This window comes from Mycobacterium novum, from assembly GCF_010726505.1.
Taxonomy (GTDB): Bacteria; Actinomycetota; Actinomycetes; order Mycobacteriales; family Mycobacteriaceae; genus Mycobacterium; species Mycobacterium algericum.
Map to the genome: position 1 here is coordinate 4436617 of NZ_AP022562.1, position 22310 is coordinate 4458926.

7 protein-coding genes, 3 rRNA genes and 9 pseudogenes are annotated in these 22310 nt (G+C 67.0%); 4 read left to right on the forward strand and 15 right to left on the reverse strand.

Annotated elements, in window-relative coordinates; translation table 11 throughout:
* Window positions 1-58: 58 nt before the first annotated feature.
* The 8 genes and pseudogenes from G6N19_RS20885 to G6N19_RS20920 all read right to left on the reverse strand — a co-directional run.
* Complete coding sequence (locus G6N19_RS20885) at window positions 59-1000, reverse strand: copper transporter (RefSeq protein ID WP_013828790.1); 942 nt, start codon at window positions 998-1000, stop codon at window positions 59-61.
* A gap of 18 nt (window positions 1001-1018) precedes the next feature.
* Window positions 1019-2200: a putative cytokinetic ring protein SteA gene (gene steA, locus G6N19_RS20890; protein ID WP_013828789.1), complete on the reverse strand. Its 1182-nt coding sequence runs from the start codon at window positions 2198-2200 to the stop codon at window positions 1019-1021.
* Window positions 2201-2303: 103 nt separating this feature from the next.
* Entirely contained in the window at window positions 2304-4097 is a 1794-nt protein-coding gene (gene recN / locus G6N19_RS20895; protein WP_193465536.1) for a DNA repair protein RecN, read from the reverse strand.
* Between the two features lie 9 nt (window positions 4098-4106).
* Window positions 4107-5039: an NAD kinase gene (locus tag G6N19_RS20900; RefSeq protein WP_013828787.1), complete on the reverse strand. Its 933-nt coding sequence runs from the start codon at window positions 5037-5039 to the stop codon at window positions 4107-4109.
* Entirely contained in the window at window positions 5036-5842 is an 807-nt protein-coding gene (locus tag G6N19_RS20905; protein WP_013828786.1) for a TlyA family RNA methyltransferase, read from the reverse strand. The genes G6N19_RS20900 and G6N19_RS20905 overlap by 4 nt, the downstream gene beginning before the upstream one ends.
* An 8-nt stretch (window positions 5843-5850) precedes the next feature.
* Entirely contained in the window at window positions 5851-6027 is a 177-nt protein-coding gene (locus tag G6N19_RS20910; RefSeq protein ID WP_013828785.1) for a hypothetical protein, read from the reverse strand.
* Between the two features lie 47 nt (window positions 6028-6074).
* A pseudogene (locus G6N19_RS20915) lies at window positions 6075-7110 on the reverse strand (HAD-IIA family hydrolase).
* A pseudogene (locus G6N19_RS20920) lies at window positions 7096-7998 on the reverse strand (hypothetical protein); the annotation flags it as partial. The pseudogenes G6N19_RS20915 and G6N19_RS20920, both read right to left, overlap by 15 nt.
* A 99-nt stretch (window positions 7999-8097) precedes the next feature.
* On the opposite strand from G6N19_RS20920, the pseudogene G6N19_RS20925 reads away from it, so the two are divergent.
* A pseudogene (locus G6N19_RS20925) lies at window positions 8098-9455 on the forward strand (ISL3 family transposase).
* 155 nt (window positions 9456-9610) lie between these two features.
* Here the strand turns inward: G6N19_RS20925 and rrf are convergent.
* The 5 genes and pseudogenes from rrf to G6N19_RS20950 form a co-directional block, all read right to left on the reverse strand.
* A 5S ribosomal RNA gene (gene rrf / locus G6N19_RS20930) occupies window positions 9611-9723 on the reverse strand.
* Window positions 9724-9862: 139 nt separating this feature from the next.
* Window positions 9863-12982, reverse strand: a 23S ribosomal RNA gene (locus G6N19_RS20935).
* Between the two features lie 351 nt (window positions 12983-13333).
* Window positions 13334-14862: ribosomal RNA gene (locus tag G6N19_RS20940) — 16S ribosomal RNA — on the reverse strand.
* Together the 16S, 23S and 5S rRNA genes form the textbook arrangement of a ribosomal RNA operon.
* A gap of 414 nt (window positions 14863-15276) precedes the next feature.
* Window positions 15277-16559, reverse strand: a pseudogene (gene tyrS / locus G6N19_RS20945) (tyrosine--tRNA ligase).
* A 17-nt stretch (window positions 16560-16576) separates the two neighbouring features.
* A pseudogene (locus tag G6N19_RS20950) lies at window positions 16577-17186 on the reverse strand (DNA-3-methyladenine glycosylase).
* 67 nt (window positions 17187-17253) lie between these two features.
* Here G6N19_RS20950 and G6N19_RS20955 point away from each other — a divergent pair.
* From G6N19_RS20955 to G6N19_RS20965, 3 pseudogenes are all read left to right on the forward strand, one after another.
* A pseudogene (locus tag G6N19_RS20955) lies at window positions 17254-18018 on the forward strand (ABC transporter ATP-binding protein).
* A pseudogene (locus G6N19_RS20960) lies at window positions 17952-18780 on the forward strand (ABC transporter permease). Before G6N19_RS20955 ends, G6N19_RS20960 begins: the two co-directional pseudogenes overlap by 67 nt.
* Window positions 18780-19399 (forward strand): annotated as a pseudogene (locus tag G6N19_RS20965) (TetR/AcrR family transcriptional regulator). Before G6N19_RS20960 ends, G6N19_RS20965 begins: the two co-directional pseudogenes overlap by 1 nt.
* Here the strand turns inward: G6N19_RS20965 and G6N19_RS20970 are convergent.
* Together G6N19_RS20970 and G6N19_RS20975 are read right to left on the reverse strand one after the other, a co-directional pair.
* Complete coding sequence (locus tag G6N19_RS20970) at window positions 19365-19589, reverse strand: Trm112 family protein (RefSeq protein ID WP_013828778.1); 225 nt, start codon at window positions 19587-19589, stop codon at window positions 19365-19367. The pseudogene G6N19_RS20965 and the gene G6N19_RS20970 overlap by 35 nt on opposite strands.
* Window positions 19586-22310 (reverse strand): annotated as a pseudogene (locus G6N19_RS20975) (acyl-CoA synthetase); the annotation flags it as partial. The pseudogene G6N19_RS20975 and the gene G6N19_RS20970, both read right to left, overlap by 4 nt.

Below are 22310 nucleotides of genomic sequence, written 5' to 3' on the forward strand. Positions count from 1 at the left end.
CATCGACGGCGCACCCCGGCCGCTGACACGCCCGGCTCCACCGACCGCGGCCGGCCCGCTACTGCGCAATGGTGACCGAGCCGGCGCCGTGCCCGATGCCGTACTGACCCGAGTGGCCGCCCTCGATGAGGCTGCTCACCGCCATCACCGTGGTGATCCGGCCCGACTCGACGTCGACGTCGTCGACCGTGCTGACCGCCGCGGCCACCGAGGAGTCGGTGCGGGCCATCGCGACCGCCGCAGTACCTGACGCGCAGCCGTCCCGGCCGGCCAGCACCGTCGCCGAGCCGTGCGGGGCCAACGCCGCGGCGAACCGGGCGACGCTCACCCCGGCGCTGCCGGCATCGTCGGGCAGGGCGCCACCGGTGATGACGACGGCCGCGTTGGCCGGCCCGAATCGCTGCTCACGGTAGGTGATGAAGCCGGTGTCGCGCAGCGCGGCCAGCACCGTCGCGCGCTGCGGGTCATCAACGGGCCCGACGGCCGGGTCGCGATTGATCAGCAGCGCGATACCGAGCAGATCGCCGGCCTGGGCGCCCGAGTCGATGAGGTTGCTGCTCAGCTGGGCACCGGCCGGCACGATCCCGGACTCCATCACCGCGCGCAGTTTCTCCTCGGCGTTGCCGTCGACGAACTGCGTCGTCAACGCGACCGTTCCGGTGACGGTTCCGCCGGCCTGGCCGATGATCCGCGCCACCGCGTCGACGTCTTCGTCGGCGGCGTCGGGAGTCCGGAAGACGACCGCGGACTTGCCCTGCAGCGCGTCGCGCACGATGCGTGGTGCCATGGCCGCGTCGAAATCGTTTGCGTTGCTGAGCCGCTCACCGAGTGCGTTCTGCTGTTGGTGCAGCGTGTCGATCTGGGCGCGCAACTCCTGCTTGTCGGACTGCAGGCCGCCCATCAGCGGGCCCGACAGCAGCCCGGAGCCCAGCACGACACCCAACACCAGCGCCAGCAGCACGGCGGTCAGCGACATCGCGTGGTAACGAGGGGTGATCATCGCGGTACCCCGATCCCGTTACGTCACCCAGTGCCGCAGCCACTGCGACAGGTCGTGCCAGTAGTTGCTGAGCCATTCGAGCACCAGGGCGTCGGTCTGCGACACCCAGAGCGCGACGATGACCGCCAGCAGCATCGACAGCACCAGCAGCGCGATCGCGCCGGCGGAGATCCGGCTGCGGTATAGCGTGGCGACCGCGCGGGCGGCCACCAGCTTCTCGCCGACCTTGAGGCGGGTCAAAAACATCGACGGATTCGTCAGCTGACGGGTCCGGTCGAAGAACGTCTCGATGTTGGCGGTGTGCCCGGCCGTCACGAGCAGCGCCGCGCCGTGATGATCGGCCAGCAGCAACGCCAGGTCCATCGCGGACCCGGCCGCCGGGAACGTCATCGCGCCGACACCGAGGTCCTGGATGCGCTCGAGCCCCGGCGCGTGACCGTCGGCGTCAGCGGGCAGCACCACCTGCGATCCGCACCGCAGCACTTCGGCGCTCATCTGATCGGGGTCGCCGACGATCAGCTGCGGCCGGTAGCCGGCCTTGCGCAGCACATCGGCTCCGGAGCCGATGCCGATCAGCACCGGCTGGTACTCCTTGATGAAGGGCTTGAGGCATTTCAGGTCGTCGGCGGCGTCGGGTTCGTCACCGACCAGCACCACGTGCCGACGCCGCAGATCCACATCGATCTCGGGGATCCCGATCCCGTCGATGAGCAGCGGGCTCTCGCTGCGGATGAACTCGATGGTGTTGCCGGCGAAGGACTCCAGGTGCGCCACCAGCCCGCTCTTGGCCTCCAGCATCAGGTCGGCGATCTCGACGTCGCTGCGCTCGACGCCTCGTGCCAGCCGCCGGTCACCGGAGTAGACGGCGCCGTTGTGCAGCCGGATTTTGGCGCCGTCGCGGATCTTCTTGAACACCGTGGGTCCGGCTTCATCGATCAGCGTGACGCCGTTGGCGACCAGCACCTCGGGCCCGAGGTTGGGGTAGCGACCGGAGATGGACGCCGAGGCGTTGACGACACCGGCGATCTCGGCCTCCACCAAGGCGTCGGCGGTGATCCGGTCCAGATCGAGAATGTCGAGCACCACGATGTCGCCCGGGCCGACCCGCCGCAGCAGTCGGTCGATGTCGTGATCAACCCGGGCCGTGCCGATGACACCGGGCCGGGAGGTGTTACGAGACAGCAGCGCAGACATCTTCATGGCGGCGATTCTGTCCTCGAAACAGCTCAAAACCCGGGAGGCGCGCCGCAACAATAGCCTCAGAAGTTCAATTACGTCACAGTTGTCACACGGTCTTGGCGGCTTATCCGCCGCGGTCTACGTCCCGATCATCCCGGGCGGCGTCGAGCAATTCCCGCGCGTGCGCCCGGGCGGTGTCGGTCTCCCCCAGCCCGGCCAGCATCCTGGCCAGTTCGCCGACCCGGTCCTCATCCGTCAGCCGCCGCACCCCGCTGGCGCCGTCACTGCCGGTGGGCTCCACCATCAGGTGCACATCGGCGTAGGCCGCCACCTGCGGCAGGTGCGTCACCACGATGACCTGGTGGGTGCGGGCCAGCCGCGCCAGCCGCCGCCCGATCTGCACCGCCGCGCGGCCGCCGACGCCGGCGTCGACCTCGTCGAACACCATCGTGGTGCCGGCCGAGTCGCGCGACGACGCCGACAAGGACGAGGTGGCCAGCACCACCTCCAGTGCCAGCATCACCCGGGACAGCTCACCTCCGGAGGCGCTCTTGGCCAGCGGCAGCACCGTCATGCCCCGATGCGCGGCCAGCCCGAACTCGACGTCGTCGATGCCGTCGGCGCCGGCGTGCACCACCTGCCCCGAGGGCAGCCGCAGGGCGGCCGGGTCGTCGTCGGCGGCCGGGCTGTGGTGCACGCCGACGCTGAACTCGGCGTCGGCCATCGCCAGCCCGGACAGCTCTGCGCTGACCGCCTTGGCCAGCGAGCCGGCCGCCTTGCCGCGCGCGGCGCTGAGATCGGTGGCGGTCTTGACCACCCGCTGCCCGAGCTCCTCGGCGCGATCGGACAGCGCCGCCAGGGCTTCTTCGGAGACGTCGAGTTGGGCCAGCCGCTCGCGCGACTCGGCCGCCCATGCCAGCACCTCGTCGACGTCGGCGGCGTACTTGCGGGTCAGCGAGCGCAGCTCGGCCTGCCGCGCCAGCTTGGCGTCCAGCGCGTCGGTGCCGGTGGGCAGTTCGTCGAGGTAACCGCCCAGTTCGCGGGCCACGTCGCCGACCACCGTGAGCGCCTCGCCGAGTTGGTCGCCCAGCGCCTGCAGAGCGCCGTCGTCGGTGCCGGTCAACGCCGTCCTTGCCTGCCCGAGCCGGTCGGTGGCCGAGGTGGGCGCGGTGGCCGCGTCATCGTCGGCGCCGCCTGCCAGGGCCGCCGCGCCGGCCGCCGCGGCGCGCAGTGCGTCGAGTTCGGAGAGCCGGCGAATCTCGACGGTCAGCGCGTCGTCCTCACCGGGGCACGGGTCGACGTCGTCGATCTCGCGCAGCGCGAAGGTGAGCCGGTCGGCTTCCTGAGCCAGTTCCCGGGCGCGGTTGCGGCGGTCGATGAGGTCACGCCGCGCCGACAGCCAGGCCTCCCGCGCGCTGCGGTAGCGCTCCAGCCGGGCGCCGACCGCGGCGAACCGGTCCAGCGCACCGCGCTGTTCGTCGGGGCGCATCAGCCGCAGTTGGTCGTTCTGGCCGTGCAGCGTCAGCAGCCCGCCGGTGAAGCCGCTCAGCGATTTGGCGGGCACCCCGCGGCCACCCAGGTAGGCGCGCGACGGCCCATCGCGGCTGACCGAACGGGCCGCGATCACGCTGCCGTCCTCGTCGCGCTCGGCCCCGGAGGACTCCAGGAGCTCGTCGATCTGCGCGGCCGAGGCCGGTGCCAGGTCAGCGGTGCAGAACCGGCCTTCCACCACGGCGCGGGTGGCCCCCGAGCGCACCCGGTTGGCGTCGGCGCGCGCACCGCCGAGCAGGTGCAGGCCGGTGACGACCATCGTCTTGCCGGTGCCGGTCTCCCCGGTGAGCACGGTCAGGCCGCGGTCGAATTCGGCGGTCGCCGCCTGGATCGCGCCCAGCGACTCGATGCGGATCTCAGTAAGCAACGGCCGTCGTCACTGTCCCCGCCAGCCGGTCACCGGCAGCCGGAATTTGCGCACCAGCCGGTCGGTGAACGGGGAGCTGCCCAGCCGCGCCCACTTGACCGGTCTACCGCCGCGCTGCACCTCGAGCCGACCGCCGGCCGGCACCAACATCTTGCGGCGGCCGTCGCAGAACACCAGCGCGTTGTGTCCGTCGCTTTCAACCTCGATCGCGATCGTCGAGTCGGGGCTGGTCACCATCGGCCGGGCGAACAGCGCGTGAGCGTTGTTGGGCACCACCAGGATGGCGTCCAGGTCGGGCCAGAGCACCGGCCCACCCGCGGAGAACGCGTAGGCGGTGGACCCGGTCGGCGTCGACACCAGCACGCCGTCGCAGCCGAACGTCGACACCGGCCTGCCGTCGACCTCGAGGACGACACCGAGGACGCCCAGCCGGGGACCCTTCTCCATGCTGGCCTCGTTGAGCGCCCATCCGCGGTCGACGATCTCCCCGTCGGCGCGCACCACGACGTCGAGCGTCATCCGGTCCTCGACTCGGTAATCGCGGGCGATGACGTGGTCGAGGACCCCGTCGATGTGGTCGGCCTCGGCCTCGGCCAGGAACCCGATCCGGCCGAGGTTGACCCCCAGCACCGGGATGTCGGCGGTGCGGGCCAGTTCGGCGGCCCGCAGGAAGCTGCCGTCGCCGCCGAGCACCAGCACCAGCTCGCAGCCCTCGGCGGCCCGGTTGTCCGGGTCCACCACGTCGATCTCGACTCCGAGGTCGCGCATGTCGTCGGGCGCCAGATGCAGCGAGCCTTTGTCGACGGCCTCGGCGGTCAGCACCCGCAGCGTGATGCCGTGGTCGCCCAACACCTTCTCGACACGGCGGGCGGTGTCGGTGGCTTCTTCCCGCCCGGTGTGCACCACCAACAGGACGGTGCGCTCGCCGTTCCCGCTATTCACTGGGGTCCCTTCGCGACGGCATCCTGGACAGCTGCATCCAGTGCGTCACCGCTTCGCGGTGCGGCGGCGGCGCGCAGGTGCAGAAAGTACTCGACGTTGCCCGACGGCCCCGGCAGCGGACTGGCGGTGACCGCGACGGTGCCCCAGCCGAGCTCAGCCGCGCGGTGCGCCACCGACAGCACCGCGTCGGCCCGCAGCCGCGGGTCCGACACCACCCCGCCGGCGCCCACCTGCGCTCGTCCCACCTCGAACTGCGGCTTCACCATCGGAACCATATCGGCGTCGGGTGACGCGCAGCCAGCCAGCGCGGGTAACACGGTGGCCAGCGAGATGAACGACAGGTCGGCGACGATCAGCTCGGCGAGCCCACCGATGATCTGCGGCGTCAGCCCGCGGACATTGGTGCGTTCGACCACCACGACGCGCGGATCGGTGCGCAGCGACCAGGCCAACTGGCCATAGCCGACATCGACGGCGACCACCCGGGCCGCGCCGCGGTCCAGCAGCACTTCGGTGAACCCGCCGGTCGAGGCGCCCGCGTCCAGGCACTGCCGGTCGGCGACGTCGATCCCGAAGGTGTCCAGCGCGCCGATCAGCTTGTGCGCCCCGCGCGACACCCAGCCGCGTTCGCCGTCGCCCGCGACGGCCAGGGCCGCCGAGAGCGTCACGGCGGTCGCCGGTTTCACGGCGGGGATGCCGTCGATGGTGACCTTGCCGGCGCCGATCAATTCGGCGGCCTGCTGGCGGGATCGCGCCAGTCCGCGCCGGACCAGTTCGGCGTCAACACGCGCGCGCCGCGACATCGATGCCCTCAGCCCTTCTCCACCGACTCCAGCGCGGCGACCAACACCTCGTGGGCCGCTTCGAGCCGCTGCGCCAAGGCGTTGAGATCGCTGTGAGCCGGTAGTTCGGCCAGCTCCGCTTCCCCGGGCAGCTCGGCCAGCAAGGCCGCGATACGTTCCCGGACATCATCAATCTCACTGTTCATGGGTGCCACCAACGCTAGACGATGTCAGTTTGAGCCGGTGCGTGCCCTCAGGGCCAGGTGCCGAGCAAGGACCAGTGTTGCAGGGCCTGCGCGGCGGTGTCATCGGCGGACTCAACGGTGAACGGGCGCCCGGCCAGCTCGGCCTCCGCGACCGCCCCGGCCAGGGCCCGCACGATCGACAGGCCATCGGAGTCGTCTTCCTCGGGCTGCGCCCCGGCCACGGTGAGCGTCGTGCCGTCCACGCTGATCTGCCATTGCGGCTGCGGACCGATCGCCAGCCCGTCGGCGTCGAGAAGTAAGGCCCGCAGGTCGTGGCCGATGTAGGTGGGCCGCTGCTCGGCGACCGCGCCGACCGCGTCGCGCGCCGAGTTGACGCCGGTGAGCACCATCAGGCTGGGCAGCGCGGCGGCGTTGGCGGCGGCGATGTCGGTGTCCAGCCGGTCACCGACCACCAGCGGCGCGTAGAACTCGCCGCGGGTCAGCGCCTCGGTGAGCAGCGCCGGACCGGGTTTGCCGGCCACCTGCGGTTCGGCGTCGGTCGCGGCCCGCAACGCGGCCACCATCGAGCCGTTGCCGGGCAGCAGGCCGCGTTCCGACGGCAGTGTCTTGTCGACGTTGGTGGTCATCCACATGGCGCCGCCCTGATCGCCAGCGCCGCCTCGGCCAGCTGCGCCCAGCCGGTCTCGGTGGAGAGCCCTGCACCACCGCAGCCGGCTCATCGGAGGCCAGCCGCACCGGTTCCAGTCCGGCGGCGGCGATCTCAGCGGCCAGCGATTCGGTACCCACCACCAGCACTCGTGATCCGGCGGGAAGCTGCTCGGCCAGCAGATGCGCGGCGATCTGGGCGCTGGTGGCGACATCCTCGGCGGCGGCGGTGAAGCCCAGCCGGTTCAGGTGTGCCGCGACCTCATCGGCGCCACGCGAGGAATTGTTGGTGATGAACAGGGCGCGGCTCGGTAGCTCCGCGAGGGTCTCGACGGCGCCGACGGTGGGTTCACCGCCGCGAAACACCGTGCCGTCGAGATCCAGCAGCAGACAGTCGTATTCGTCTGCCAGGGCCGCGCTGCCGCCGAGCTCGGCGATACGGTCCTCGACGTCGGTGACCCCGTCGACGTCGGCGGCGGCGGCCCGCAGGAACCATTCCACCGCCTCGGACTCGCGGCCTAGCGCCACCAGCGTCTCGGCATGCGCATAGTGCAGCCGCGCCACCGTCGACCCGGTGCGGTCGGGATCGACTGCCGGGGTCGAGAGCACCGTCAGCGCCTGCTCCAGCTGGCCCAGGTCGGCGCGCGCCCCGGCGACGACGATCCGCAGTTCGTCGGCCTCGTCGCCCTCCAGCTGGGCGGCCTCGTCGCCGGCGGCCAGCTCGATCGCCCGCTGCGGCCGGCCCATGCCGCGCTCACAGTCGGCGATCAGCGGCAACAGCGCGGACTTACTGCCCATGCGGCGTGCCGCCCGCAACTCGGCCAGCGCCTGTGCCCAGTCGCCGCAGTGATAGGCGGCGATGCCGACCGCTTCGCGGACCGCGGTGATCCGCGTCGAGCGGGACCGGGCGGCCCGGGCGTGCCGAAGAGCCGCCGGCGGGTCGTCGTCCAGCAGCATCCCGGCGGCCACCAGATGACAGGCGACACCGTCCGCGGTGGCCCGGTTCAGCGTGCTCAGTTCCCGACGCACCTCCGGAGCCAATTGCCTGGGTTCGATCCCGGGGGGAAGCGGTGGATCGTCGTAGCGCGCAGCCGGTTCCGCAGCGGCGGTATGCGGCGGCCGTGAGCCGCCGTCGTGGTCGCGCCGCGGTTGGCTGCGCCGATCCCGATCCCGATCCGGTCCGCCGCCTCGGGTCGTGCGCCGCTGATCGCCGGTGGGTGTGCGCCGCTGGTCGCCAGCTCCCCGCCGTTGCTGCGGACCGCGTTGGTCACGTCCGGCGCCCCCGCGCGACTGCCCACGTCCGCCACTTGCTCTGTTGTCGACCACGGAAACCTTTCACCGTAAAACCGGCTCTTCCGACTTGATGGGGGTCCTGGGGTGACCGATTCGGATCGTGTCGGTGACTGATTGAGGGCTCGCGCCCTTGTGAACTGGGTGTTCTTCACGCATCCAACACAAGAAGGGCGCGAGCCTTGTCCAACGATAGTTCCTCGCTCTCATCGTCGTCGATGCGGTCCGCGTCGGTCACGATGGTGTCCGGGTGCTCGAGGTCCGCACCGCCCGACTGGGTCGGCCGGTGCACGACGTGCCAGACCCGGTCCACTGCCGGCCACCGCGGTCGGGTGATCACCCAACCGCGTGATGTCAAGATGGGGCCAGGACGACCGCTGATGGTGTGGCGGAAGCGGAAATGGCTGTGCACCAACGACTCATGTGAGAAGAAGACGTTCACCGAGGCGACACCAGCGGTCCCACCGCGTGCCCGGATCACGCTACGGGCGAAGACCGAGATGGCCCACGCGGTCCTCGACGATGACCGGTCGGTGGTCGCGGTCGCTGACGCCTACGGCTGCACCTGGAACACCTGCCACGCCGCGGTGGCCACGACCGCCGATGCGGCCCTTGACGGTGAGCCCGAGCCGATCACCGTGCTCGGCATGGATGAGACCCGCCGCGGCAAGGCCCACTACGAGACCGACCCCGACACCGGCGCGCGGATCTGGGTCGACCGCTTCGACACCGGACTGGTCGACATCGCCGGCGCCGGGGGCCTGCTGGTGCAGATCAACGGCCGCTCGGCCAAACCCGTAGCCAACTGGCTCGCTGAGCGTGACCCAGCCTGGCGGGCCGCCATCGACTACGTGGCGATCGACATGTCGAACACCTACGCCAAAGCCGCCCGCGACGCTCTGCCCCACGCCCAGCTGATCGTCGACAAGTTTCACCTGGTCAAACGAGCCAACCAGACCGTTGAGGCGGTGCGCCGCGCACCCTGGGACAACCGGGGACGACGGGGCCGCAAAGCCGACGGCGAGTGGCTCAACCGGCGCCGGTTGCTGCGTGCTGCTGAACGTCTCACCGATGACCAGCACGCTCGCCTGGTCGCCGCCCTGGCCGCTGCTGATCCCGCCGGCAACATCCTGGCCGCCTGGATCGCCAAAGAGCTGCTGCGCGACGTGCTGGCCTGCGCTACGACCGGCGGCGCTCGCGCCGACGTCAACGCCGCCCTGTGGCAGTTCTACGACTTCTGCGCCGCCACCGCTGTCCCGGAGATTCACGACCTGGCAAAGACCATCGAAACCTGGCAGGCACCAATGATTCTCGCGATCACCACCGGCCTGACAAATGCCCGCAGTGAAGGCTACAACCGGATCGTCAAGCACGTCGGCCGGACCGCCTTCGGCTTCCGTAACCCCACCAACCAACGCCGCCGAGTACGGTGGGCCTGCACCCGCCAATCACGGCGAGCGCCACTCAGAGCCAGGCGGCTACGCCCCTGCTAACTCGGAAGAGCCGTAAAACCTCATGTAAGGATACGGCCCGCCGCTAATAGTCCGGCTACTGCACCGACCCGCGCTCTGGTCACGCGTTTCGGCTCGGGCTGTTGGAAATGCCTGTGGCCCCCAATTGTTTTGGGGGCCACAGGGCTTTATGTTGTGTTCGGCGGTGTCCTACTTTTCCACCCGGTTGGGCAGTATCATCGGCGCTGACAGGCTTAGCTTCCGGGTTCGGGATGGGACCGGGCGTTTCCCTGTCGCTATGTCCGCCGTAACTCTATTTTTTTGTGTGGGTGCGGGCTGGTGGCCGGCACCTGGTGTCACCATTGTTTGTGTTTGGTGGTGGGGTGTGGGTTCTCTATGTTTTGTGGTGTGTGGTTGCGGGCAACACGACAATTATTTTGTTTGTTGTGTGTTGGTAAGTTTTCGGCCGGTTAGTGCCAGTTCCTGCACACCTTGCGGTGCTTCCAGGTCTGGTCTATCGATCCCGTGGTCTGCGGGGGGCCTTATCCCACTGAAATGGGTGAGAATCCTGGTCTTGGAGTGGGTTTCCCGCTTAGATGCTTTCAGCGGTTATCCTGTCCGAACGTGGCCATCCAGCCGTGCTCCTGGTGGAACAACTGGTATACCAGAGGTTCGTCCGTCCCGGTCCTCTCGTACTAGGGACAGGTTTCCTCAAGATTCTGACGCGCGCGGCGGATAGAGACCGAACTGTCTCACGACGTTCTAAACCCAGCTCGCGTGCCGCTTTAATGGGCGAACAGCCCAACCCTTGGGACCTGCTCCAGCCCCAGGATGCGACGAGCCGACATCGAGGTGCCAAACCATCCCGTCGATATGGACTCTTGGGGAAGATCAGCCTGTTATCCCCGGGGTACCTTTTATCCGTTGAGCGACACCCTTCCACTCGGGGTGCCGGATCACTAGTCCCGACTTTCGTCCCTGTTTGACGTGTCAGTCTTACAGTCAAGCTCCCTTGTGCACTTACACTCAACACCTGATTGCCGTCCAGGTTGAGGGAACCTTTGGGCGCCTCCGTTACATTTTAGGAGGCAACCGCCCCAGTTAAACTACCCACCAGGCACTGTCCCTGAACCAGCTTCATGGTTCGAGGTTAGAGGTCCAATACGATCAGAGTGGTATTTCAACAACGACTCCACCCACACTGGCGTGCGGGTTTCACAGTCTCCCACCTATCCTACACAAACCGCATCGAACATCAATACCAAGCTATAGTGAAGGTCCGGGTCTTTTCGTCCTGCCGCGCGTAACGAGCATCTTTACTCGTAATGCAATTTCGCCGAGTCTATGGTTGAGACAGTTGAGAAGTCGTTACGCCATTCGTGCAGGTCGGAACTTACCCGACAAGGAATTTCGCTACCTTAGGATGGTTATAGTTACCACCGCCGTTTACTGGGGCTTAAATTCTCAGCTTCACCCCCGAAGGGGTTAACCGGTCCTCTTAACCTTCCAGCACCGGGCAGGCGTCAGTCCGTATACATCGTCTTGCGACTTCGCACGGACCTGTGTTTTTAGTAAACAGTCGCTTCTCACTGGTTTCTGCGACCCTCCCGCTGCCGGCCGCGAAGGCCATGACGGTATGAGGGTCCCCCTTCTCCCGAAGTTACGGGGGTATTTTGCCGAGTTCCTTAACCATAGTTCACTCGTACGCCTTGGTATTCTCTACCTGACCACCTGTGTTGGTTTGGGGTACGGGCCGTGTGCGTGCTCGCTAGAGGCTTTCTCGACAGCATAGGATCACCGAATTCGCCACATTTGGCTATGCATCACCTCTCGGAATATATGAGACCCGGATTTGCCTAGATCTCTTCCTACCGGCTTACCCCAGTATTACCACTGACTGGTACGGCTACCTTCCTGCGTCACCCCATCGCTTGACTACTACCAACGAAGGTCCCACGCAGCCCCCCGCCGCTTCTCTCCCGAAGGATCGAAGTCAGCGAGGTTTTGGGTGGTTAGTACCGCTGATTCATCAGGGACGCCCACACACGGGTACGGGAATATCAACCCGTTGTCCATCGACTACGCCTGTCGGCCTCGCCTTAGGTCCCGACTCACCCTGGGAGGACTGGCCTGGCCCAGGAACCCTTGGTCTTTCGGCGGGCAAGGTTCTCACTTGCCTCATCGCTACTCATGCCTGCATTCTCGCTCCCACACCCTCCACCACTAGATCACTCTGTGGCTTCACCGGATGCAGGACGCTCCCCTACCCAATCCTTGACGGATTGCCGCGGCTTCGGCGGTGTGCTTGAGCCCGCTACATTATCGGCGCACAATCACTTGACCAGTGAGCTATTACGCACTCTTTCAAGGGTGGCTGCTTCTAAGCCAACCTCCTGGTTGTCTTCGCGACTGCACATCCTTTTCCACTTAGCACACGCTTAGGGGCCTTAGCCGGCGATCTGGGCTGTTTCCTCTCGACGCACGGAGCTTATCCCCCGCCGTCTCACTGCCACGCTTTGACTCACCGGCATTCGGAGTTTGGCTGACGTCAGTAACCTAGTAGGGCCCATCGGCCATCCAGTAGCTCTACCTCCAGTGAGAAACACGCAACGCTGCACCTAAATGCATTTCGGGGAGAACCAGCTATCACGGAGTTTGATTGGCCTTTCACCCCTACCCACAACTCATCCCCTCAGTCTTCAACCTAAGTGGGTTCGGGCCTCCACGCGGTCTTACCCGCGCTTCACCCTGGCCATGGGTAGATCACTCCGCTTCGGGTCCACAACACGCCACTACACACACCCCAACGGATGCGATACGCCCTATTCAGACTCGCTTTCGCTACGGCTACCCCACCCGGGTTAACCTCGCGACGTGCCGGTGACTCGCAGGCTCATTCTTCAAAAGGCACGCCATCACCCCACCCCAAAAGGGAAGGCTCTGACGGATTGTAGGCACATGGTTTCAGGTACTATTTCACTCCCCTCCCGGGGTACTTTTCACCATTCCCTCACGGTACTCGTCCGCTATCGGTCATCGAGAAGTATTCAGGCTTACCGGGTGGTCCCGGCAGATTCACAGCAGATTCCACGGGCCCGCTGCTACTCGGGAAATCATTGCAAGGCAGGTATCGGGTTTTCACGTACCGGGCTCTCACCGTCTACGGCAGACCATCCCAGGCCACTTCCGCTAACCACAACACTTTCTCACTGCCCTCCAGGCAAGGTAGACCCGGACACAACACTCCCACAACCCCGCACACACAACCCCTACCCGGTATCACATGCATACGGTTTAGCCATCCTCCGCTTTCGCTCGCCACTACTCACGGAATCACAATTGTTTTCTCTTCCTACGGGTACTGAGATGTTTCACTTCCCCGCGTTACCTCCCCACCGGCTATACATTCACCGGAGGGTGACACCACATCACTGATGCCGGGTTTCCCCATTCGGACATCCTCGGATCCACGCTCGGTTGACAGCTCCCCGAGGCATATCGCAGCCTCCCACGTCCTTCATCGGCTCTCGATGCCAAGGCATCCACCATGCGCCCTACACACTTACAAACACAAAACCAAGAAACAAAAAATTGCAAAACAAACAGACCACAAGGCCTGCTTGCTAGATGCTCGCAACCACTATCCACAAAACAAACACCACACCCCACCACCAAGATGGAGCGACAACACACCCACCCCCACACGGGGGCACAAACAGGCCTGTTGCCTCAGGACCCAACAGTGTGCCCAACCCGAAAGCCGGCCACCAGAAGCACAAGGCTGCTGGCGGTTGGTGTCTTCACTTGTTGTTGTTCGTAATTCCACTGCACCACCGACCACCCACTACAGGCGCCGGCACAAACTCTCCCAACCGCATCACCCTCACCCCTGTGAGGTACGGGGGAATCATGGTGCTCCTTAGAAAGGTGATCCAGCCGCACCTTCCGGTACGGCTACCTTGTTACGACTTCGTCCCAATCGCCGATCCCACCTTCGACGGCTCCTCCCAAGGGTTAGGCCACCGGCTTCGGGTGTTACCGACTTTCATGACGTGACGGGCGGTGTGTACAAGGCCCGGGAACGTATTCACCGCAGCGTTGCTGATCTGCGATTACTAGCGACTCCGACTTCACGGGGTCGAGTTGCAGACCCCGATCCGAACTGAGACCGGCTTTAAAGGATTCGCTAAACCTCACGGCATCGCAGCCCTTTGTACCGGCCATTGTAGCATGTGTGAAGCCCTGGACATAAGGGGCATGATGACTTGACGTCATCCCCACCTTCCTCCGAGTTGACCCCGGCAGTCTCACGAGTCCCCACCATCACGTGCTGGCAACATGAGACAAGGGTTGCGCTCGTTGCGGGACTTAACCCAACATCTCACGACACGAGCTGACGACAGCCATGCACCACCTGCACACAGGCCACAAGGGAAACCACATCTCTGCAGTCGTCCTGTGCATGTCAAACCCAGGTAAGGTTCTTCGCGTTGCATCGAATTAATCCACATGCTCCGCCGCTTGTGCGGGCCCCCGTCAATTCCTTTGAGTTTTAGCCTTGCGGCCGTACTCCCCAGGCGGGTACTTAATGCGTTAGCTACGGCACGGATCCCTAAAGGAAGGAAACCCACACCTAGTACCCACCGTTTACGGCGTGGACTACCAGGGTATCTAATCCTGTTCGCTCCCCACGCTTTCGCTCCTCAGCGTCAGTTACTGCCCAGAGACCCGCCTTCGCCACCGGTGTTCCTCCTGATATCTGCGCATTCCACCGCTACACCAGGAATTCCAGTCTCCCTACAGTACTCCAGTCTGCCCGTATCGCCCGCACGCCCACAGTTGAGCTGTGAGTTTTCACGGACAACGCGACAAACCACCTACGAGCTCTTTACGCCCAGTAATTCCGGACAACGCTCGCACCCTACGTATTACCGCGGCTGCTGGCACGTAGTTGGCCGGTGCTTCTTCTGTACCTACCGTCACCCCGCAGAAAACCACGGAGCTTCGCCGATACTGAAAGAGGTTTACAACCCGAAGGCCGTCATCCCCCACGCGGCGTCGCTGCATCAGGCTTGCGCCCATTGTGCAATATTCCCCACTGCTGCCTCCCGTAGGAGTCTGGGCCGTATCTCAGTCCCAGTGTGGCCGGACACCCTCTCAGGCCGGCTACCCGTCGTCGCCTTGGTAGGCCATCACCCCACCAACAAGCTGATAGGCCGCGGGCCCATCCCACACCGCAAAAGCTTTCCACCACAGAACATGCATCCCATGGTCCTATCCGGTATTAGACCCAGTTTCCCAGGCTTATCCCAGAGTGCAGGGCAGATCACCCACGTGTTACTCACCCGTTCGCCACTCGAGTACCCCCGAAAGGGCCTTTCCGTTCGACTTGCATGTGTTAAGCACGCCGCCAGCGTTCGTCCTGAGCCAGGATCAAACTCTCCAAACAAAAAACGTTCAGAACAATCCTGAAAACATCAGTTCCGAAAAACCGACAAAAACAACACCACACCCCCAACACGGGGCGCCGAGAGCATGGCAAAAACAACAACAAACAAAAACCACCAAACACACTATTGAGTTCTCAAACAACACGCCCCACCCGGACGCGCAGTCAACCCGCGGCTAAAAGCCGCGCATCGGCAGTGCGGACAGATGAGATGCCCCCGGAATCGCTCGGTGAATCTCGTCGATTCCGTGGGCTTGTCGCGCTGACCGGGTCTGGCCTGGTCGCGGCGACGTGCACTAAGTTACGCGAGGTGAAACTGGGAGTCAAATCCGCTGCTAGCAGGGTATTTCGGCGCCTTCAAGATCAACTTCGCGCGGCGCCTGCCCCGTCGGGCTGGCCGGCCTCGAGTCCTCGCTAACCACCCTGGACTCGTTGGACGCCGGCCACGTTGCGCTTGCCGCGGCGCACCACCAGCCACCGGCCGTGCAGGAAGTCCCCCGGCTGCGGCGACCATTCCTCGCTGTCGACGCGGACGTTGTTCACCGAGACTCCCCCTCCTCGCCGATGGTGCGGCGGGCCGCGCCGCGACTGGCCGACAGCCCGGTGGCGACCAGCAGATCGACGATGCCGTCCGGGCTGCCCGGCGCCAGCTGGGCCACCGGCGTCTCCTGCAGCGCCGCGGTCAGCGTTGCCTCGTCCAGCCGGGCCAGCTCCCCCCGACCGAAGAGGGCCTGACTGGCCAGCTCGACGGCTTCGGTGGCCGCCTCACCATGGACCAGGGTGGTGAATTCGCGGGCTAGCCGGCGCTGCGCGGACCGCTCGTGCGGTCGCTCGGCGGTGGCCTTCTCCAGCTCTTCGAGCTCGTCGGCGGACAGGAAGGTGAACCAGCGCAGGTAGCGAACCACGTCGGCGTCGGCGGTATTGAAGAAGTACTGGTACCAGGCGTACGGGCTGGTCATCTCCGGATCCAGCCAGAGGCTGCCGCCGCCGGTGGACTTGCCGAACTTGGTGCCGTCGGCCGCGGTCACCAGCGGCACGGTCAGCGCGTGCACGGTCGCACCCAGCTTCTGACGCACCAGCCGGACACCGGCGATGATGTTGCCCCACTGGTCGGAGCCGCCGATCTGCAGTGCGCAGCCGTACCGCCGGTACAGCTCCACATAGTCGTTGGCCTGCAGCAGCATGTAGCTGAACTCGGTGTAGGAGATGCCCTCGGAGTCCAGCCGGCGCCGGATGGTGTCGCGGTCGAGCATCACGTTGACAGAGAAGTGTTTGCCCACGTCACGCAGGAATTCGACCGCCGACAGCGGCGCGGTCCAGTCCAGGTTGTTGACCACCACCGCGCCGGTGGGGCCGTTGTCGAAGTCGACGAAGCGCTCCAGTTGGCCCCGGATCCGCCCGGACCACTCGGCCACGGTGTCGGCGCTGTTCAGGCTGCGTTCGCCGGTGTCGCGGGGATCGCCGATCAGGCCGGTGGCCCCGCCGGCCAGCACGATGGGCCGGTGGCCGGCCCGCTGGAATCGGCGCAACGCCAGTAGCGGCACCAGGTTTCCGGCGTGCAGGCTGGGCGCGGTGGGATCGAATCCGGCATAGACGGTGATCGGCCCGCCGGTCACTTCGGCGGTCAGCGCATCCAGGTCGGTGGATTGGGCGATCAGGCCGCGCCAGCCCAGCTCGTCGAGAATCGTCGTCGGCATGCGTCGATTTTCCCGGATCAGTCGCTGGCGCCGGGCGCCGGTGCCCGCGGGCTTCGTCGGTAGGCCGAAACCTCGGGCTTCCCGGGCGCCCACAATCGCCACGGCCGGTCGGCGGCCTGGCTGACGCCCACCCGTGGCCCGGCCTGCGCCGCCAGCGGCGCACCGAGCCGCAGTTGCACCGGACTGCGTGCGTCAAACAGATCGATTCCGTTGTCCGCCATGGCGATTCCCAGAGCAGAGCAGAGGTTGCCCGGGCCGCGCGCCAAACCGGTGCTCGGCACCGCTTCGCCGCGTCGCGACCGCGCCACCGCCGATCCCTCGTCGATCACCGCCGCCCGCAGCAGCACCGCCGCCGCCGTGCCGTCCGGCCCGCAGGCCACATTGGCGCAGACGTGCATGCCGTAGCTGCGGTAGGTGTACAACCGGCGGCCGGGCCGAACATCACGGTGTTGCGCCGGTGGGACCGCGATAAGAATGCGCCGCCGGGTCCGGCCACGGCCCGTCGGGCACGCCGCCATAGGCCTCTACCTCGACGATCGTCGCGCGCACCCCGCGGGCGGTAAGGGTGGCGCCGAGCAGCAGGCGGGCGGCCGCGAGCGGATCGACCGCCAGCTGGGCTGCACTCACCGCCCAGATTCTGCCCGAGCCCCGATTGGGCCTTGACAACGCATCGCAACCGGTCGATATTCATCACATGATGATTTCATCGCGTGATGAATTATCGGGGGCGCGTCCCATCCCGGCCGTCGACATCGAGCACCTGCGGGTGATCCGGGGTAAGCGCCCGGTCCTGCACGATCTGTCGGTGCGGATCGCCCCGGCACCATCACCGGCCTGCTCGGCCCGTCGGGCTGCGGCAAGACCACGCTGATGCGCTGCATCGTGGGCACCCAGGTCATCACCGGCGGACAGGTCACCGTGCTGGGCGACGCGGCCCGGCTCCGCGGCGCTGCGTCGCCGCGTCGGCTACATGCCCCAGCAGGCCACGATCTACGACGACCTGCGGGTCATCGACAACGTCCGCTACTTCGCGTCGCTTGCCGGCGTCGACGCCTCGGCCGCCGACGACGCGGTCGACTCGGTGGATCTGCAGCGGCATCGCGGCGACTACTGCGCGAACCTGTCCGGCGGGCAACGCGCCCGGGTGTCGCTGGCCTGTGCGCTGGTCGGCCGGCCGGACCTGCTGGTGCTCGACGAACCGACGATCGGCCTGGACCCGGTGTTGCGGGCCGAGCTCTGGCACCAGTTCCAGGCGCTGGCCCGGCGCGGCACCACGCTGCTGGTGTCCAGCCATGTCATGGACGAGGCCGACCATTGCGGCGACCTGTTGCTGATGCGCCAGGGCAGGCTGCTGGCGCGCACCACACCGCGACGACTGCGAGAGGAGACCGGATGTACGTCTATGGAGGAAGCGTTCCTGTCCGTCATCCGGCGCAGCACCGCGCCCCGAGCCGGCTGACCCGCACCCTGCAGCTGCGGCCGTTCCTGGCCACCACGCAGCGGATCCTGCGGCAACTGGCCGGTGACCATCGCAGCGTCGCGATGGTCCTGCTGGTGCCCAGCCTGATCATCACGTTGATGTACTTCATGTTCGCCAACGTCCCGCATCCGCCGGGTACCCCATCGCCGTTCAACGCCGCGTGCCTGATTCTGCTCGGCCTGTTCCCGCTGTTTCTGATGTTCGTCATCACCGCGATCACGATGCAGCGCGAACGCGCGTCGGGGACGCTGGAGCGCATCCTGACCAGCCCGCTGCGCAGGCTGGACCTGCTCGCCGCCTACGGCACGGCGTTCTCGGTCGCGGCGGCCGCCCAGGCCAGCCTGGCCTGTGGTCGCGTTCTGGCTGCTCGGTTTCGAGACCGCCGGCAGCCCGGCGTGGGTGTTTGTGATCGCGATCGTCAACGCGGTGCTCGGCGTCGGCCTGGGGCTGCTGTGCAGCGCCTTCGCCCGCACCGAATTCCAGGCGGTGCAGTTCATCCCGCTGGTGATGGTGCCGCAACTGCTGCTGGCCGGGATCATCGTGCCCCGCGCGACGATGCCCGAGTGGCTGCAGTGGATCAGCAACGCGTTGCCGGCCAGCTACGCGCTGGAGGCACTGCAGCAAGTGGGCGCACATCCGCAACTGACCGGTATCGCGGTACGCGACATGGTCATCGTGCTGGTATTCGCGGCCGCCGCGCTGGCCCTGGCCGCGGTGACACTGCGACGACAGACGCCGTGATGTCCACTGAGGCCAGCAACCGGCGGCCGGGCCGGCCCTCCGGATCCTCGGACACCAGGGAGCGGATCTTGAGCTCGGCCCGGGAGCTCTTCGCCCACAACGGGTTCCAGAACACCTCGATCCGCGCGGTGGCCGCCGATGCCGGCGTCGACGCGGCGCTGGTGCACCACTATTACGGCACCAAACAACAACTGTTCGCCGCGGCGACCGAGCTGCCGGTGGACCCGATGGTCGTGTTGGGACCGTTGCGGGACGCGCCCGTCGAACAGCTCGGCCGCATCCTGCCCGAACTGCTGCTGCCGCTGTGGGATTCGCAGGCCGGTACCGGGCTGATCGCAGCGATGCGCTCCATGCTCACCGGGACCGAAGTTCCGCTGGCGCGTTCGTTTTCCGCGATATCGTGGTCGCCGAACTCGCCAGTCGCATCGATGTACCGGCCGGAACCGGCGTGTTGCGCGCCGAGTTCACCGCGAGCCAGTTGATGGGCATCGTGGTCGCCCGCTACATCGTCGGCCTGGAACCGCTCGCGTCGCTGCCCGGCGACCAGGTCGTGGCGATGGTCGCCCCGACGCTGCAGCGTTATCTCACCGGGGATCTGCCGGACCGGCTCGGCCGATGAGGCGGGCATGTTCGTCGTCGCCGACGTCGGTGGCCTCGTCGATCAGCAGCACCGGGATACCGTCCTCGATGCGGTAGGCGCGACGCAGCCGCGGGTTGTAGAGCACCTCATCCGCGGAACGTTTCACCCGCAGCAATGGTCCGCGGTCGGCCGGACAGACCAGGATGGCCAACAGCTCGTCGTCGATCACTGGCGGCCCCCGGCCAATTCGGCGCGTACCGCGGCGGTCAACCGCTTGAACTGTCCACTCGCCGCGTCGAAGTACCAGGCGTTGCGCCCGGCCTTGGGCAGCCCGGCTTCGCGCAGCTCACCCAGCGTCGGGCGGTAGACGGCACTCAGCGGCAGATCCGGCACGACATGCACGACATCGGGCCCGGCGCCGACGGGCAATACCGCCACCGCCTCGCTAAGGTCCGCGGCGGTGACGGTCGCCCCGGCCACCGTCACCGCGGACACGACCAGGTCGTCCCCGGAGCCGCCGTCACCCGATACGTCACCGCCAGATCGACGCCGGTGACGATGCCCAGCGCGTCGGTGATCAGCACCGGATAGGCCATGCCGCGGCCGGTGTGGATGCTCGAACCGCGTCCGCCGCCCAGCCAGTAGTCGCCGTCGGCGTCGCGCCGGAAGAGGTACTCGGTGGAGATCCAGGTGTCGGCGGGCGCGAACACGCCGCGCTTGACCGATGCCGACGGGTCGATCGGCCCGCGTGGCTTGGCCAGCAGCACCCCGACTTCGTTGGTCTCGGCTTTCCGCACGAAGCCCCGCTCGTCCTCGAGGATCAGGTCCTGGTCGGGGTCGTAGGCGGCCAACTCCACCTCCACCGCTCCGGGCGGCCCTTGCTGCCGACCTTGGCGCCGGAGACGTTGGCCAGCACCGCCTGGCCGTCGGTGGTGGCGAAGAACTCGACGACCTGGGCCGGCGCGAACGCCTCGGTGACCCGGCGCCACAGCCCCACGGGCATGCCGGAACCGATGAACAACCGCACCGGATGGTTGCCCTGCAGCACGAAATTCGGGTCGTCGATGACCTCGCGCAGCATCGCCCAGGTGTAGGACACCACGCTCACCCCGTACTGGCGCACCTCGGCGACGAAGCGATCCGGGTTCAGGCCGCGCGACAGCGCGATGCGGGCCCCACCGACCACGGCGCCGCCGAGGCTGACCAACAGCCCGGACTCGTGGTGCAGCGGCGTCAGGCAGTACAGCGTGTCGGTGGGCCCCAAGGCGGCGGTCGACGCGGTGCCGAACGCCGAGAGCGCCCACCGGTAGTTGGTGATCTGCTTGGCCACCAGTTCGCCGGCCACCGTGCTGAAGGCGACGAACGCCAGATCGCGGGCGAATCCCGGGTTGGGCCGGTACCAGCCCGGCAGGTCGACGGCGTCGGGGTCGATCTGCTCCATGTCGATGACGGCTTCAGCGTCGGCGGCAAGTCAGATCACGGGTCTCACCGCCACCGAGGACCAGCACCTGGCAGCCCAGGTCGCGGACGGCGGCCAGCGCCAGGTCGAGGTTGCCGGGGTCGGTGATGATCTCGGAGATGCCACCCAGGCGTGCCGCCGCGCCCAGATCCCCATCCGGCGGCATCAGCACCGCGACCGCGCCCAGGCGCGACAACGCGGCGATCGCGACCATGGCGCTGGGGCGGGTGGCCATCAGCACGCCGACGTGAACACCTTGCCGCACACCGACATCGATCAATCCGCGGACGACGTTGTCGATGCGCTTGTTGACCGCCTCATAGGTGTGCACCCGGCCGTCGAACAGCAGGAATTCGCCGTGGGGCGACTCGGCGGCCTGCTCACCGATGATGCGGCCCAGCGAGATCCGGGTGTGGTCGTTGATCTGTCCGAGCCGGGCCAGCCGGGGCAGGGTGCGTGCGGTCTCGATCGCCATGGTGCGCATCGACTTCTGTGCGGCGACCATGGCGTCGGCGGCGCCGCGGCCAGCGTCAGCGCGACACCGGAGGCCTCCCCCAGCCCGTGCGCGATCCGCGAGGTCATCGCCACCCCGCCCTTGCTGTCCTCGGGGGCCTGCTCGGCCATCAGCGCCACCCCGGGGGCTGCGGGCCTGGCCCTCCTGCCACAGCACCCAGTCGGCGACCGTCGGCCAGGTCAGTTCGGCCTTGGAACCGACCACCAGCCCGAAGTGCCCGGCGCGCAGCAGGTACTCGAAGACCTTGGCGTCGGGCGCCGCGCGCCGGATACCGCGCACCGCGGCCGGCTGGCCGATGTCGTCGACCTCGCCGACGAAGGCCAGCACCGGGCAGGTGATGTCGGTCAGCGTGACGAGTTGGCCGTTGATCGCGAAACCACCGGTCATCATCCGGTTGTGCGCGATGAACTGCTTGAGCAGCTCCGAGATCGCCGGACCCGACCAGGCGATCCAGCCCTCCGACTCCAGGAAACGCCGCTGCGCCTCCCGCGGCAGCAGGGCTTCCCGGTCGTGCAGTTGGCGCAGGAAGTCCATGCGGGCCTTGGCGGTCTTGAGCGGATCCATCATCTGGAAGCCCACGCGCGCCTGCCACCCCGAGATGTCCAGCCGGTTGAAGACGTGGTCGGCCATGAACCCCGCGACGCTGGAGGCGATGTTGGGCGGCACGCCCATCGGTAGCGCGGCCAGGGTGTCCACCGGGGAGCCGAACGCGATGATGGACGCGATGCTCTTCGAATGCCGGTAGGCCCCTGCCTGATAGGCGAACATGCCGCCCTGGGAGTAGCCGGCCAGGTGCACGTCGCGTCCGGCCGTCTCGGCGATGGTGTCGATCGCCTGGCTGAGCCCGACGATGTGGTCGGCCAGGTTGCGTCGCATCCGCCCTCGACCTCGTCGGGTGAACCGAAGTCGATCACCCAGGGGTCCACTCCCGCCCCGTGCAGGATGCCGACCGCGCCGTCCTCGCGGGTGACGTCCCA